General features: G+C 32.1%; 13 protein-coding genes. 8 read left to right on the forward strand and 5 right to left on the reverse strand.

Annotated features, from left to right (window positions below; genetic code table 11):
* Window positions 1-22: 22 nt before the first annotated feature.
* The 7 genes from ACVCZW_RS14090 (at window position 23) to ACVCZW_RS14120 (ending at window position 5826) form a co-directional block, all read left to right on the forward strand.
* The gene (locus ACVCZW_RS14090) at window positions 23-823 is read left to right on the forward strand and encodes an META domain-containing protein (RefSeq protein ID WP_452232718.1); all 801 of its coding nucleotides are present in this window, start codon (window positions 23-25) and stop codon (window positions 821-823) included.
* A 52-nt stretch (window positions 824-875) separates the two neighbouring features.
* The gene (locus ACVCZW_RS14095; RefSeq protein ID WP_452230329.1) at window positions 876-1298 is read left to right on the forward strand and encodes a SufE family protein; all 423 of its coding nucleotides are present in this window, start codon (window positions 876-878) and stop codon (window positions 1296-1298) included.
* Between the two features lie 112 nt (window positions 1299-1410).
* Window positions 1411-1734, forward strand: a complete 324-nt coding sequence (locus tag ACVCZW_RS14100; RefSeq protein ID WP_055442204.1) for an iron-sulfur cluster assembly protein — start codon at window positions 1411-1413, stop codon at window positions 1732-1734.
* 13 nt (window positions 1735-1747) lie between these two features.
* A complete protein-coding gene (locus ACVCZW_RS14105) occupies window positions 1748-3583 on the forward strand; it encodes an ABC transporter ATP-binding protein (protein ID WP_452232719.1) in 1836 nt (611 codons plus the stop codon).
* A gap of 12 nt (window positions 3584-3595) precedes the next feature.
* Window positions 3596-4111, forward strand: a complete 516-nt coding sequence (locus ACVCZW_RS14110; protein WP_452230331.1) for a carboxypeptidase regulatory-like domain-containing protein — start codon at window positions 3596-3598, stop codon at window positions 4109-4111.
* A 151-nt stretch (window positions 4112-4262) separates the two neighbouring features.
* Window positions 4263-4781 carry a DUF2480 family protein gene (locus ACVCZW_RS14115; protein WP_452230332.1) on the forward strand — a complete coding sequence of 173 codons (519 nt, stop codon included), beginning with the start codon at window positions 4263-4265 and terminating at the stop codon, window positions 4779-4781.
* Between the two features lie 94 nt (window positions 4782-4875).
* Window positions 4876-5826: a DUF3078 domain-containing protein gene (locus tag ACVCZW_RS14120; RefSeq protein WP_452230333.1), complete on the forward strand. Its 951-nt coding sequence runs from the start codon at window positions 4876-4878 to the stop codon at window positions 5824-5826.
* A 120-nt stretch (window positions 5827-5946) separates the two neighbouring features.
* On the opposite strand, the gene ACVCZW_RS14125 is transcribed toward ACVCZW_RS14120, so the two are convergent.
* Together ACVCZW_RS14125 and hflX are read right to left on the reverse strand one after the other, a co-directional pair.
* Entirely contained in the window at window positions 5947-8208 is a 2262-nt protein-coding gene (locus tag ACVCZW_RS14125; protein WP_452230334.1) for a transglycosylase domain-containing protein, read from the reverse strand.
* A gap of 669 nt (window positions 8209-8877) precedes the next feature.
* Window positions 8878-10095: a GTPase HflX gene (gene hflX, locus ACVCZW_RS14130; RefSeq protein ID WP_452230335.1), complete on the reverse strand. Its 1218-nt coding sequence runs from the start codon at window positions 10093-10095 to the stop codon at window positions 8878-8880.
* A gap of 307 nt (window positions 10096-10402) precedes the next feature.
* On the opposite strand from hflX, the gene ACVCZW_RS14135 reads away from it, so the two are divergent.
* Window positions 10403-11371 carry an endonuclease/exonuclease/phosphatase family protein gene (locus ACVCZW_RS14135; protein WP_452230336.1) on the forward strand — a complete coding sequence of 323 codons (969 nt, stop codon included), beginning with the start codon at window positions 10403-10405 and terminating at the stop codon, window positions 11369-11371.
* Between the two features lie 36 nt (window positions 11372-11407).
* Here ACVCZW_RS14135 and ACVCZW_RS14140 read toward each other — a convergent pair whose 3' ends face one another.
* The 3 genes from ACVCZW_RS14140 to ACVCZW_RS14150 all read right to left on the reverse strand — a co-directional run bounded on the left by ACVCZW_RS14140 (window position 11408) and on the right by ACVCZW_RS14150 (window position 16144).
* Entirely contained in the window at window positions 11408-11785 is a 378-nt protein-coding gene (locus ACVCZW_RS14140; protein WP_452232720.1) for a hypothetical protein, read from the reverse strand.
* Between the two features lie 88 nt (window positions 11786-11873).
* Entirely contained in the window at window positions 11874-13289 is a 1416-nt protein-coding gene (locus tag ACVCZW_RS14145; protein ID WP_452230338.1) for a DUF5689 domain-containing protein, read from the reverse strand.
* A gap of 83 nt (window positions 13290-13372) precedes the next feature.
* Window positions 13373-16144, reverse strand: a complete 2772-nt coding sequence (locus tag ACVCZW_RS14150; RefSeq protein ID WP_452232721.1) for a carboxypeptidase regulatory-like domain-containing protein — start codon at window positions 16142-16144, stop codon at window positions 13373-13375.
* Window positions 16145-16267 lie beyond the last annotated feature (123 nt).

A 16267-nucleotide genomic window follows, 5' to 3' on the forward strand; every position in this document is an offset into this window, starting at 1 on the left:
TAAATTTTAACCAATGAAAATTATGAAATTTATTACTATACTCTTAACTTTTTTAGCTCTTGAATCCTGCGGAAATACAAAAGCTACAGCAAATACAGAAGACAATATAAAAGCGAAACAAACGGAGACACTTTCTGGAAAATATATGATTTCGTCATTTATTGACAATAAAGAATTACCAGAGAACAGCCATTTAAATTTTGATGCAACCAACAACAAAGTTTCCGGGTTTGCAGGTTGCAATAACTTTTCTGCAACGTATTCTACGGAAGGAAACACTATAAAATTTGGAACTTTTATGTCTACAAGAATGCATTGCAAACGCTATATGGATATAGAACAAAACTTTCTAAAAATATTAGAAGGAACTACAAATTTTTCCGTTGACAATAATATTCTAACTTTAAGAAACAATAAAAAGGATTTTATCTTTGCTACTAAAAATTTAAACTCAAAAATAGCCCAAGGAGATGATTATTCTATAGAGTATATCTCGTCTACAAGAGGTAGTTTTTTTAAGGTAGAGATTAAAAACGATAGCATTATTTCTCAAAAACAAAGAGGTTCTGCAACAGAAGCAAGAAAGTTTAGTGCACAAGAAACGACAGATATATTTAACAAAGTCGAAGTTTTAAACTTAGAAGAATTAGAAAATCTAGAGTCACCTTCTGCAGCGCATCAATATGATGGAGCCGCAGCAGCAACACTAAAAATCACTAAAAATGGTACAACATATAGTACTAAAACTTTTGATGCTGGAAAACCAAATTCCAAAATTGAAGATTTAGTAAATACTATTTTTAGTCTGAGTGAAAAGCAATAATTATAATGCTGAAAATAATACTTAATTGTATTTTTGCATAAAATAAAATCACGTGAATATTCAAGAAATACAAAACGAAATAATTGAGGAGTTCGCCATGTTTGAAGACTGGGAAGAACGTTATCAGTACATGATAGATCTTGGAAAAGATTTACCTTTAATTAATGCACAATATAAAACCGAAGATAACATTATTAAAGGTTGCCAAAGTAAAGTTTGGGTACATGCAGAGTTAAAAGACGATAAAATAGATTTCACTGCAGATAGTGATGCCATAATTACAAAAGGAATTATAGCAATATTAATTCGTGTGTTTTCTAATCAACATCCAAAAGATATTTTAGAAGCTAACACCGATTTCATAGACCAAATCGGACTTAAAGAACATTTGTCTCCTACCAGAGCAAACGGTTTAGTTAGTATGATTAAACAATTAAAACTGTATGCTATTGCATACCAAACACAATTACAATAAAAATACTTCTTGTACATACCAGCACGTGTTTTTATAAAAATAGATTTCCGCTTTCGCGGAAATAAAAAATAAAGATTCTCATATACATGGGAACGAAAAAAATAAAATTTCGATGAGCGAAACTATAGATACAGCAGCATTAGGAGAAAAAATTGTAACCGTTATCAAAACGATTTACGATCCAGAAATTCCTGTAGACATTTACGAATTAGGATTAATTTACGATGTTTTTGTTAATGAAGATTACGAAGTAAAAATCTTAATGACCTTAACAACACCAAACTGTCCTGTTGCAGAAACACTTCCTTTAGAAGTAGAAGAAAAAATTAAATCTATAAACGAGGTAAAAGACGCAGAAGTAGAAATTACTTTCGATCCACCTTGGAATCAAGACCTAATGAGTGAAGAAGCCAAGTTAGAGCTTGGAATGCTTTAATTAAAAAATATAAATGGCTAGACAAGCACCTAAATCTCTTAAAGATGGTAAAAAAACCAGCTTAAGAAAATCTTTTAGCGCACTAGTTTTTATTCCTAGATTCTTTAAAGAGATTTGGAAAACCAACAAAAAGCTTTTCTTATTATCTGCTTTTTGTAGAGGAATTGGTGCCGTATTACCAGTAGTGATACTTTGGTTTGGTAAAATAATTATTGATGAAATAATTCTTCAAACCAAAGTAGATGCATCCGATTTAACGTTACTTTGGACCTATGTGGCCATAGAATTTGGTTTAATTATTCTATCCGATTTAGTCAGCAGAGCCATTTCATTAACCGATAGTTTACTAGGTGATTCGTATTCCATAGATTCTTCCATAAGAATCATAAAAAAAACAAATCAAATAAACATCAGTCTTTTAGAAGATTCTGAGTTTTATGATAAGTTAGAACGCGCTAGAACACAAACCACAGGTCGCGTAGGATTAATGTCTAACGCATTAGGCGAAGTACAAAGCTTAATATCGATACTCACCTTAGTCGCTGGTTTAATTTATTTTGAACCGTATTTAATCCTCCTTTTAGTATTAAGTATTATTCCTTCGTTTATCAACGAAATTTGGTTTAGTCAACAACAATACTCTTTAGCAAGAGGTTGGACAGCAGAACGAAGAGAATTAGATTATTTACGATTTATTGGCGCAAACGATAAAACGGCAAAAGAAATAAAACTCTTTGGTTTAACCGATTTTGTAGTCGATCGTTTTAAAAACCTCTCCAATGAATATTATAATCTTAATAAAAAACTAGCGGTAAAACGTTCAGCTTTAGGATTCTTATTTAATGTCTTAGGGACTTTAAGTTATTATGGCGCATACGTTTTCATAATATATAGAGTGATTTCAGGAGTGATTACTTTAGGGGAATTGACCTTTTTATCTGGAGCATTTAACAGACTTACTAGAAACTTACAAGACTTCTTTTCTAAGTTTACAAGAATTACCGAAAGTTCTTTATACCTAAAAGATTATTTTGATTTTTTAGATATTTCTATAGCACCAGCACATAAAGAAGATATGCCACTTCCGGAAACGATTAAGGAAGGATTTGAATTTAAAAACGTACATTTTGCTTATCCAGGATCTGATAACGAAATACTAAAAGGTATTAGTTTTACTATGAAAGCTGGCGAAAAATTAGCCTTTGTAGGTCAGAATGGCGCAGGAAAAACCACATTAACCAAACTATTATTACGCTTTTACGAACCTACTTCTGGTGAAATATTATTAGATGGTATTAATATTAACAGATTTGACAAAGCAAAGTATCAAGAATATTTTGGTGTTATTTTTCAAGACTTTTTTAAGTACGAATTTACTGTTAGAGAAAATATAGCCATTGGTGATATTAGCGAGATTGACAACCAATCTAAAATTGAAAATGCAGCCGAACTTAGTTTAGCGAATGAAGTCGTGCAAGATTTAAAGTTTGGTTACGACCAACAACTTGGTAAACGTTTTTCAAAAGGACAAGAGCTTTCTGGCGGGCAATGGCAAAAAGTAGCATTAGCAAGAGCATATATGAAAGATGCTAAAGTTATGATTTTAGACGAACCAACTTCTGCACTAGATGCGAAAGCAGAAAGCGAAGTTTTTGACCGTTTTATTGGTTTAACCCAATTTAAAACGAGTGTCATTATTTCACACAGATTTAGCACCGTAAGACAAGCAGATAGAATTTTGGTTCTAGAAGAAGGACGTGTTTTAGAAATGGGAACACATGAAGAACTCATGAAAAACAAATCTTTGTATTCCGAATTATTCACACTGCAAGCAGAAGGTTACCAATAAGTTGCTAGTACTATGAAAAAACACATTCAAAACAGAAAGATTTCACTTCGATATTGTTGTTTCGTTTCCTTGATATCCATTAGTTTTTATTCTTGTATAATACAAAAACCTTATATAGCTAAAATAGCCAAATTCCAACCACTTTTTTATGGTGAGATTAAGGAAAATAATTTGAAAGGGATTGCAGACACGACAATTGTTTCTATTACCGGAAAGATGAGTAATTATGATGCACCTGTAGGAAAAGGCATGGAACTAATTTTTATTAATAAAGAAAACAACAAAGAATTTAAAACAATTACGGATTCTAATGGTGATTTTCAAAGAGAGATAGATAATGGCTTATACAAATTACAAATAATACCTTACGAATATGGTAGGACTCCAACTTTAAACTTTGAAAATTTAAATTTTAAACCTGGGGAAATACGCGAATTGAGAATTTATACGGAATCCTCTTCTGAGACTATAGCAATGGACACTATTTTTGAGAGTAAAAAAGCCTATAATAAATATCTTAAAAGCTAATAAAAAAAATTGGCTAATTGCTAATTCAATAGTTAAGCTCTATGCATTCCTTTACTAACCATAGTCAAGGCGTAATCGTTACAAAATTTATTAAATACATTTCACTCGAACAGACATAAAACTAATAATTTAAAACACGTATCTTCGTAGTATGGCTGAAGAAATTATAAATCGCGTAGCAACTAGTAAACTTGTTGTTTTTGATCTTGAGGATTATTATCCGCAAGGCAGACGCGTACTCTTTGATATTAAAGACTGGCTTTATGAAGGATTCGTTCTTCGTGAAAAAGATTTTAGAGCGATCGTTAAAAAGCACGACTGGTCGCAATACCAAGATGCGTTGGTAGCATTAACTTGCACTACAGATGCCATAGTACCAGATTGGGCATACATGCTTTTAACTATTCAGTTAGAACCATTTGCTAAAACTACTGTTTTAGGTAATTTAGAAACTTTAGAATCCTATTTATACCAAGACATTATTACCAATTTAGATATTACGACTTATAAAGACAAACCAATAATTATAAAAGGTTGTTCTAAAAAACCAGTACCTTCTAGCGCTTATATAATGATTACCAGCAAGTTAAAATCAGTTGCGAAATCCATTATGTTTGGCGAAGCTTGCTCTTCTGTACCTCTTTTTAAAAGTACTTCATCGATTAAATAAGCAGTTTCACCTATTTTAATAAGAAAAAGCAAATTCAGTTATACATTATTGTTGTCTTAATACTTATTTTTGCCCCTTCAAAAAACAAAACAAGATGAAAAAAATATTTTTATTAGCTGCATTATTTATTGGAGTAGCTTCAGTAAATGCACAGACAGATGAAAACACATTAACGAAAGAAGAATTACACGCACAAAAAGCAGAAAAGCAAGCAATCGCAGATGCGGCTCAAGCAGAAGCTAATGCTTTACAAGCTCAGATTAATGCTTTACCAGGATGGAGAAAAGGAGGTAATGTTTTAGTGACATTTAACCAATCTGCATTCAACAACGAATGGACTGGTGGAGGTATCGGTAATACTGCTGCTAACTTATTAATCAACTACGATGCAAACTTAGTTAAAGGAGATTATGTTTGGGATAACAAGTTAATTGTGGATTACGGAGTAAACAAAAACAAAGGAGCTGAAGATTTTACAAAATCGAATGACAGAATAGAATTCAACTCTATTGGTGGTAAAAAAGCAACTGGTAACTGGTATTACTCAGCATACTTTAACTTTAAAACACAAATGGATAAAGGATATTTATATGTAGACAACGCTCGTGTAGCTACTACTTCACATTTCTTCTCTCCTGCTTATTTTCAAGCTGGTCCTGGCATGTTTTGGAAAAAATCAGATAACTTAAATGTTATGATTTCTCCTGCTGCTGCTAAATTAATTTTGGTACATGATGAATTTGCTGGAAGCTTTGGTACAGATGCTGGTGATACTTCTCGATTTGAGTTAGGCGCTGCTTTAAGAGGGTACTACAAATTAAACATAGCAAAGAATATTTCTATGGAAAACATTGTAGCATTATACTCTAACTACTTAGAAGATCCTCAAAATGTAGATATCGATTACACAATGAATCTTTCTATGTCAGTTAACAAATATATTTCTGCTAACTTAGTGTTTCAAGCAATCTATGACGATAATACAAACCCTAATGGTTTTCAAATTAGAGAAGCATTTGGTGTAGGTTTTAACTACGGTTTCTAATCTATAGAAAAAGAGAATTAGTCTATTAAAAACGCGCTTCTATGAAGCGCGTTTTTTTTATTTATATGTTTCATTTTTTCTTCATGTAACTATGAAACAGTAAAAGAAGGAAACAAAAAACTAATCCTTTTTATTAAACTTACGTTCCTTCTTCTTTTTATTAAAGAGTCTCTTCAAAAAATCATCTCGTTTTTCTTCTTCACAATTTAATGCTTCAAGAACTTCATTGGAAGGATTTTCAAAACGACTTTTAGTTATAGAACTGTAATTGGAATCTGCATTTAATTTCTGGTAAAATTTAGCAAAAATTGGTAATGCAGAATTTGCACCTTGACCTAATCCGGTGGTTTTAAAACCTATATTATAATTATCGTTACCAACCCAATTGACAGTAACTAAGTTAGGAGTAATCCCAACAAACCAGCCATCCTTATTATCTTGCGTTGTTCCTGTTTTACCCGCAATATTGTTTTTTAGATTATAAGTCGATCTCAATCTAGCTGCCGTACCAGAATTAACAGTAGACTTCATCATTTGTAAGAGGACTTGCCTTGTATAATCACTATATGCTTTAGTTTCTTTTACTTCCGCTTTAAAAGACACAATTTCTACACCATTCTTATCTTCAATTTTAGTAATAAAATAAGGTTTAACAGGCTTGCTATTATTCACATAACTAGCATAAGCTCCGGCAAGTTCTTTTATATTAATTTCGGCTACACCTAAAGCTAAAGAGGGTTCTTTAGGAAGTTGTTTTGTGATTCCTAATTCTTTAGCTTGGGTTAAAACTTTATTTATACCTACTTCATTTAAAACTTTTACAGCAATAGTATTTATAGACTGACTTAATGCTTTTTCAAGATTGAAATTAATGTATGGATCTTCTTCGTTACTTCCAGAATTTGTTGGTGTCCAATTCTTATAATCGGTATAGGTAATTGCTTCTGGCGAAAAATAGGTACATGGTTTCATACCGTTTTCTATAGCTGCAGTATAAACAAAAGGTTTAAATGTGGAGCCTACCTGACGTTCACTTTGGGAAACGTGATCGTATTTAAAAAAACGATAATCTATACCTCCAATATAAGTTCTCACAGCGCCTGTTTTAGGTGCTAAAGCAATCATGCCAGTGTTTAAAAACTTTAAATAATGCTGTACACTATCTATGGTAGATATGTTTTGGGTTTTAGTTTCTTTCCAATCAAACACCTCGACTTCATGCTTCATAGAAAGTGAATCCATAATTTGTGATTCTTTTAAACCAAGTGCTTTATATTTTTTATATGAAGGAAGCTTTTTAATTACATTTTCAATTAGTTTCTTATTAACCTTCCATGGTGCATTTTTCCCATAAGAGGCTTCGAAAGCTTCTTGCAATTTTGCGAGATAGGATTGCATTGCTTCTTCTGCATATTTCTGCATTTGATAATCTAATGTCGTGTGTACAACTAGACCATCTTTATATAAATTATACGCTTCTCCATTTGGCTTTTTATAGTCTTTTAAAACAATAGCCAACTCTTTTTTTAATTCTGCTCTAAAGTAAGGCGCTACGCCCAAATCATGATTAAAAGATTGGTAATCTAAAGCTATAGATTCTTTTATAGTCGCTGTATATTGGGTTTCGGTTATGTAATTATACTTAAGCATTTGTTGCAGTACTACATCGCGTCTTTGCTTACTGTTTTCTAGATTACGTCTCGGATTATAAAAATTGTTTGCTTTTAAAGTCCCCACAAGAGTTGCTGCTTGAGATAAGTTTAAACTTGATGTAGGAACACTAAAAAATTTACGAGAAGCACTTTCTATGCCATAGGTATTATCTGGAAAAGGAACCGTGTTAAGGTACATTGTTAATATTTCTTTTTTAGAGTATATCTGTTCTATTCGTTTGGCAACTATAGATTCTTTTACCTTGTTTATTATAGTACTAAAAGCAAAGTGATTATCTCTTCCGTACAGGTTTTTAGCCAATTGTAGTGTTATTGTACTTCCACCTCCCGAAGATTTATCTTGAAATAAAATTGTTTTAAAAAAAACACGAAGCAAACTAATATTATCTACACCATCGTGCTCATAAAAACGAACATCTTCTGTAGCTATTAAAGCGCTTAAAAGGTGCTCTGGAAATTCCGGATAGGTTAATGGTTGTCTATCGTAAATATAATATTTACCAATAAGCTTACTATCTTTATCTAAAACTTGGGTTGCTTCCGCTTGTTTTAAATTACTTAATTCTCTTATGTTTGGTAATTTGCCAAATGCACCAAAATAAATACTAGCGAAAAAAATAAGGCATAAAACAAAGACTCCTGCAATTGCTATAATGGCTCTTTTTATCCATTTTCTTTTTAATAATGAAATTAATTTTTGCTTAATCATAAGTAGCTATAACGAGAAAAAACAGATTTATTTAGTTACAAAAGTATCTAATAATTATACGCCGTTAACTAACAAGTCACTATTTTAAATCGCTAAACTACAAAATAGGATTATTTGTCATGCCTCTTAAACGTATTAGCGTCCAAAAAATAAGTCATCTTCAACGATATCGTATTACTACTATTTTTTTAAGGTATTCCTAAATTATCAAAATAAGAAGAACGCACATCGCCATTAAAAAATAGTACTTCCTAATTTGCAACCTAAACTAATTTCATTAGCTGGAGCAAATAGCCATTTAGGAACTTAGCAAATGCGTAATTAAAAACGTAAAAAAAATAAATTTAACAAGTTAGCCTGCGATAACGATTGCAACCGTTCGACTATTCCTCAATAGTCTCACCCTTTTTTGAAGCATGAAAAAAAAGATACCGTGTAAAGCGTGGTTGTTTTTGGTTTTTTCTACCAAAAGCAAATTGCCCAACTTCTCGATACAATTTCTCATGCTTTGAAAGCACTCGAAGTAATGTTTTAATTACATTTTAAATTAAAATTTCGTTTGTCAAACCAAATAATTATAAACAGTAGATCTTGAAAAAATTAGACAAAAAAATCCCAAACATAAAGGCTTGGGATTTTTGATTTTGAAATTTCTATCTACACAGGAATTTACTCTTCTTCTTCGGTATAATCTGGATACAGAAAATGATTGTATGGAAAACGGGTGACATGAATTTCACGAACTTCATCATAAATTCGTTTTTTAAAGCCTTCTATGTTTTCTTTGTTTAACGCAGAAATAAACAACGCATTATCTTTACCAACTCTGTGCATCCAGGTTTTTTTCCACTCATCTAAAGAATAATGTTCTTCGGTACGTTCTGTAATTAAATCGGTTTCATCATAAGGTTCTGCTTTATAGGCATCGATCTTATTAAAAACCATAATCATTGGTTTGTCTGTACTATCTATTTCGCCCAGCGTTTTATTTACAGATTCTATGTGTTCCTCAAAATTAGGATGTGAAATATCCACAATATGCAACAGTAAATCTGCTTCTCTAACCTCGTCTAAAGTACTTTTAAAACTTTCTACCAATTGTGTTGGTAGCTTACGTATAAAACCTACGGTATCACTTAAAAGAAACGGTAAATTCTGGATTACTACTTTACGCACGGTGGTGTCTAGTGTTGCAAAAAGTTTGTTTTCGGCAAACACTTTACTTTTACTCACCACATTCATTAAAGTCGATTTCCCAACGTTTGTATACCCCACAAGCGCGACTCTTACCATTTGGCCGCGATTACCTCGCTGTACCGACATTTGTTTGTCTATGGTCTTAATTTTATCTTTCAGTAAGGTGATTCGATCTCTTACAATACGTCTATCTGTTTCAATTTCTGTTTCTCCAGGTCCGCGCATTCCAATTCCACCTTTTTGTCTTTCTAGATGCGTCCACATTCCTTTTAATCGCGGCAGTAAATATTCGCATTGTGCTAATTCTACTTGTGTTCTAGCGTAACTAGTTTGTGCTCTTTGAGCAAAAATATCTAAGATAAGATTGGTTCTGTCTAATACTTTACATTCTAATATTTTACTAATATTACGTTCTTGCGCAGAAGATAGTTCGTCATCAAAAATGGCTGTACCCACATTATTTTCTTCAATATATTTACGTACTTCTTCCATTTTCCCTTTACCAATAAAGGTTTTAGGATTAGGCATGTCCATTTTCTGGGTAAAGCGTTTTAAAACTTCTCCTCCAGCAGTAAATGTTAAAAACTCTAATTCGTCTAAATATTCTTGCGACTTGTCTTCGTTTTGACTTTTAGTTATTACTCCTATTAAAACAGCTTTTTCAAGCTCAATATCTTTCTTTTCTAGCATATGTATAATTAAAGTACAAAGTTATACCATTTCTACTTTTAAACCACTATAAAGTAAAATGATGATTTTTTTCTTTATACAAAATAGCTAAATAAAGCATAGCCTTCGTTATAATTTCTTTTTATGTTGAAGCAGAAAGGGAAAAAGAGCGTTTTATTATGGTTATTTGGAAGGAGATAGGACAATTGTAATTGTAAGCGGTTTAATTTTTATATTTTTGAGGAAAGACAAAAGACCCGTTTGCTGTTAATATGGAGCCTCAAGACTTACCTATTTGGCAAATGCCTAGTATAAAACAAATTATTTAATGATTGATTATTCCGAAATTCCTGTAAATCCTAGTGTTCATACTGTAGCTTTCTATAATGTGGAAAATTTGTTTGATGTTTTTGATGATAAACAAAAGCATGATAATGACTTTTTGCCAAAAGCAGATAAACGTTGGACCGCTAAACGTTATAAGAATAAAATCAGAAAACTAGCTTATGTAATTTCTAATATAGGAAGAAAGGAGAACGGAAAAAATCCTGCAATTATTGGTTTGGCTGAAGTGGAAAATGCAAAGGTTTTAAAAGATATCATTGCTTCAAAACATTTAGAAAACAGTAATTATAATTATGTGCATTACGACTCTAAAGATGAACGAGGCATTGATGTTGCTTTACTTTATGACAAAACCGTTTTTACTGTAGCCGCATCCGAAAATTTTTCATTAGAGTTATATAATGATGCAGGTTTACCAGATTACACAAGAGATGTTTTACTGGTTTCGGGTGTATTAGATGGTTTTAAAACACATGTTATTGTAAATCATTGGTCTTCGAGACGCGAAGGCGAAAGAGAGACAGAACACAAAAGAATGGCTGGATCGAATAAGGTTGGTGAAATTATTTCTAATTTAAAACTAAATGATCCGGAAGCTAAAATTATAGTTATTGGTGATTTTAATGATGATCCTTCCAGTAATAGTATAAAACGCTTGATTAGTGGTTTTGATTTATTTAATCCGATGGAAACCTTACGTTCTTTTACTAGAGGAACTTCAAAACATCGCAGACAATGGTTTTTGTTTGACCAAATATTTATAACAAAAAACTTTTCGGACACCACCGAAAACGGTTTAGTTTTTCAAAAAGCCAATATCTTTGATGAAGATTTTTTAAAACTCTCCACGGGGAAATACAAAGGTTCGCCTTTTAGAACTTACGTTGGCAAAAAATATCAAGGTGGTTATAGTGATCACTTTCCTGTGTACGTTACTTTGAAGAAGGTGTAAAAGAGTATTCCGTGTTCTATAAATTATACTAAAAAATTAAATCGCTTGATAAATAACTACAGATAAACCTATACAAGCAACGGGAATTAACCACAGCATAAAAATACTATATCCAGCGGATTTCTTATTTAGCATTTTAGCGTTTAGTACTTTTCGTTTTCTACCTGCATATTGCATCCAGTTTTTAAAAAATATAAATATACCTACTAATATAAATATGACAATTGCTTTGTCTTGAGACATTGTTGTCATATTCATTTGCTTGAAAAAACCAGCAAAAAACGTACCTAAAAGTAACAATAAAGCACATTGTAAAACCGAAATATAAACGGTTGCTAGCTGGTTTGCTTTTTTGCTTTTAGCATCTTTATAATGCTTAAATACGCTAAAGAATAAAGTATCGAAAAGTGTCATTTTTTAATAAATATATGGTTTAAAAAATAAAACCTGCTAATTTTTGGTTAGCAGGTTTTAAGACTAATTAGCCAATTTAATATTTTAATTAAGGAGCTAATATTTTAACATTACCTAAATCTCTTGTGGAAGAGATTGCTGCATCATTACTATCGTAAACAAAAGCAATAAAACCAGTTCCAGTTGCACCAGAAAGATCAATAAAATTAGTAGCATCATATACATTATCGAAGAATCCACCATTAATTGGTAACGCTTCAATTTGAGCTGCTCCTACTTCTACCCAAGTACCTGTAGAAGGATCACTTCCTGCAACATAATCTGTAGAATAGTAAGCTTTTAAAGGCTCTTCTCCTGCGTCACTGAAAGCATCCGCTATTTCTAATACCATTTTTTCATCCGCTTGCGCATCAAAATCAAAAGAAGGTGAGATTAACCAGCTAACCATTGTAACTGCATTAGAACCATCATAACCTGAACCTCTAACATAAGAAACTCCACCGAAAGATGCTGGATACCATTCCTGACTTCCATCCGTGTTAATAACATTCCATCCATTTAAACCACCAACAAAATCTTCTTCATAAACTACTTCAAACTCATCCAAATCTAAAGGACTACATCTTGTAGCTTCCATATCTACATCTTCCACAGCATTTAAAGCTAGAATACGTGTACTACCATCAAAAGTTTTGTTTACAATTGCTTTTATAGAACCATTACCTTCTGGTAATAAATGCTCTTTAAAATTAGCAAAAGAACTCGTTTCTAAAGACATATTTGAATAGGTAAATCCATCACAAGCTTGTAAAGTTCTTTGTGTATCATATACTTGAACCGCATCAAAATAACGCTCTCCAGCTAAGTTATCAGCAAACTGTACGCCATTAATTTGAACAAAAACACCTACCTGCTCATCTGTTAATGTAGCAAAAGTTACTTCTAAAGGAACCATTTCTTCTGTTACATCAGAACGTAAAATATTATCTCTAAATTGGTTTTCATTTACTCTGGTAACCGTACCACCATATTGATCGAATTCTGTACCTCCACCAATAGTAGTAATTCCGTTTCCAACTCTTTCTTCTCCAATATAAAGTCCTTTTAAGTAAATATATACTTCACGTCCTTGGTTATATTGGTTGTACGTATCTACTTGGTCAATAGTGATTTTTAAAGCTCCTGTTGGGTTAGAAGGCGCATCTTGAAGAAAAAATTCTTTAAAGAAGTTTCCTGATTTATCACTAGAAGACACATATCCTTTTACATACACATCATTCTCTACATGAAAAGGAACTGTTCCTTCTCCATCTTCGATATACAATGCTTTTACATAAGCCATATCTACTTCTGTAGCGGTAGCTAACATAGCAGTTAAAGCATCATTTTCATCTTGTCCTAAACTACTAGGAATTGTATAATCGTCATCTTGCACACAAGATGTGATAGCTATTGCAGCTACCATTGTTAGTATTAACGTTAAAAATTTATTCGTTCTTTTCATGGCGTATTTATTTTTAATTTTTGAATTCGTGAATGTTTTACATTTCATAATTCGTAATATTATTATAATTAATTTTTCTTTTTTTAGAATCTAAAGTACACATTTACAAAGTAGTTTGCACCACGACCATACCAATATTTTGCTCCAAACACACGTGATGGATTCGCATTATCGTCTCTTAACTCTCTGTAATTTGCATTTCTACCTTGTTCAAAACCACCAGTTTTGTACTCTTTATCCAATACATTACCTACACTAGCAAAAAAGCCAATATAGTACTGATCTATTTTCCAAGATTTACCACCAACAAGATTTACAACCATGTAGTTGTCAAATTCTTCTTGTTTTAATAACTCTGTAGCTACTTCTGGATCATAATCATTAAATGGTAATCCATCCGCATCTAAATAAAAGTTTTCTGTTCTTGTTAATGCATTCACATCTGTATATGCATTTGAGAAAAAGTTAGCTGTTGCACCAAACCACCAGTATTTAGGATCACGGTATTCAAAACCTACAGAAGCTGCACGTTGTGGGCCTCCTGCTACTTTATAATCTTTAAGATTTGCTTGTCCGTAAGAAATAGAACCATCTGCCGAATCAAAACCAGCTGAAGTTAAGTATAAATCTGGATTGTTATCATAAACATACTCACCAATAGAACCGGCAGCTTTTAATTTAATAGTAGGTGTTACTTGTGCTTCAATACCAAATTCTACACCAATATTTCTTTTATTAATTCCTGTTAAAACTTCTTGTACAAACGCTGAAGTTTCATTTTCTGCAATAGCATCACCACTTAATCCGTCTGCGTAGTAGAAACCTACTTCATTAGCATCTTTAATGGTAGAATAGAATCCTGTTAATCTCGCTTTTATAATTGGAGATCTAAAAATATAACTAGCATCAAAAGAAGTTACTTTTTCTTCTTCAATACCTCTTACCACATTATGATTCTCTCTTGAGTTAGAGAATGTATTACGTAAAGAAGGTGCTCTTTCAATATAACCAGCATTCGCATCGAATAAATGCTTTCCTGTTATTTTATACGTAAATCCTGCTTTAGCACCAAGACCATTAAAGGTAAGCTCTTTTCCTTTTCCATCTGAAGTATCTAGAAAATTACTGTGTTGCCATAAACCTTCTCTTTGGTATGTAGTACTAGAAAGGCTACCAGAAACGAAAAAGTCTATTTTATTATATTTAAACTGTGCTTGCGCATATCCAGAAAGTACATCTGCATATAAGTTATAGTTGTATCTATATTTATCACCTTCCCCAACTAAACGATCTGGGTTTTGGTTATCATATTGAAAGTTATCAAAAGAATCTACATTTAAAGCTCCTACATTAGAACCTAATAAGTCGATTATTTCTCCAAAATTTTCAGATTTTAATTTCTTATAATTAAGAGAAGCATTAATTAAAATGTTTTCATTAATTTCTGAACTTAAGATAGAATTTAAAGTAAGTTGCTTATCGTCTGCACGGTCTTCATATAATACATAAGCTGCAGGATCACTACCATTCGTTTCTATATTATTGTTTTGGTTTGCTGTAAGTATAGACTCCCAATCTATTTGACCATCATTTAAAAAGTTTTGTTCTGCTAAATATGCTCCTGCATTATCAGGACCATCATCATCTGCTAAATAATAACTTGGTAAGTTTTGGTAGTACGCTGGACTTGGATTAGAACCTCCAGAATAATCTAAACGACTATTTCCTAGTTTACCAAATTGGTAACCAACGTTGGTATTTAATGAAGTTTTAGAGCTAATATCCCAATAATGATTTAACATAATAATTGGTTCTTCTACTTCTTTGATACGTGAATTTCTTTTATCACCATCTAAATATCCCCAATACTCGTTATACTTAATACCTTTAAGGTCGTATACTTCTTGTGTATTTGGTGAAGATTTACCTCTTCTATTTGGTGCATAGATTGATGTAAAGTTTAAGCTATGTTTGTCTCCAAATTGCTTTTCAACAGATGCGAAAAAAGAATTAGAGTCATATAATGAAGCATCTTGATATCCTTCATTCCCCCAACGTCTTCCAGCCATAACTGTATATGCCCAACCACCTTCTAATGCTCCAGAAGCATAGCTAGCCATTAAACGATTTGTATAACTTCTATTAGAAGAAGAATACGTTACACGTCCACCTTCTCTATAACTAGATGCTCTTACGTTCACATTAGAAGTTCCTAAGATACCTCCAAAGTTATACGCTGACGGCGTTAAACCAGAAGTTAATTCTTGGTTACGCATTACATCGTTAAGTCCACCCCAATTGTTCCATTGTGGTCTTCCATTGTATAGCTTGTTCATTTCAATTCCATTAATTAAAACAGAACCGTTATCTGAATCTAAACCTCTTACTTTAAAGAAAGAAGAACTAAACTCGAAAGCCGCTGTACGTTGAAAAATGTCTTGTGACGAAGAAAGAAGACCAGAAATATTATCTGCTCCAGTAGTATCATCATTTAATTCATCATCAGAAAGCGTAATAGTAAACAAATCATTTCCTGATAAGTCTCTTTCCATAACCATATCATTTATGGTTAATGTTTTACCTTCATTAACTACAATAGGATAACGTTGTGGAACGAAAGCCTCTTTAGTTAATCTTAAAACTTGTTCGCCTAATGGCAAATCACTGCTAAACGTAAACACTCCTAGCTCGTTTGTAAACGTAGAAATGTTTGTTCCTTCAATAGTAACAGTAACATCTGAAATAGGCTCTAGAGAAATTGGTTGTTTCACACTTCCCGTTACCATGGTTTGCTGAGCAAATGTGGTAAAGCCTGTTAAAATTCCGAAGAAAAGAATTAGTAATCTTTTTTGCATACTTAAATTTATAGTTAGTAAACTCTTATTACATTAAATAATTATTATTTAAAGCAGACAAATTTACATTATTTATAATAAATATCTACATTTGGCAGGAGTTTTGTATTAACATAACTATAA

Source organism: Lacinutrix sp. MEBiC02595 (assembly GCF_053601555.1).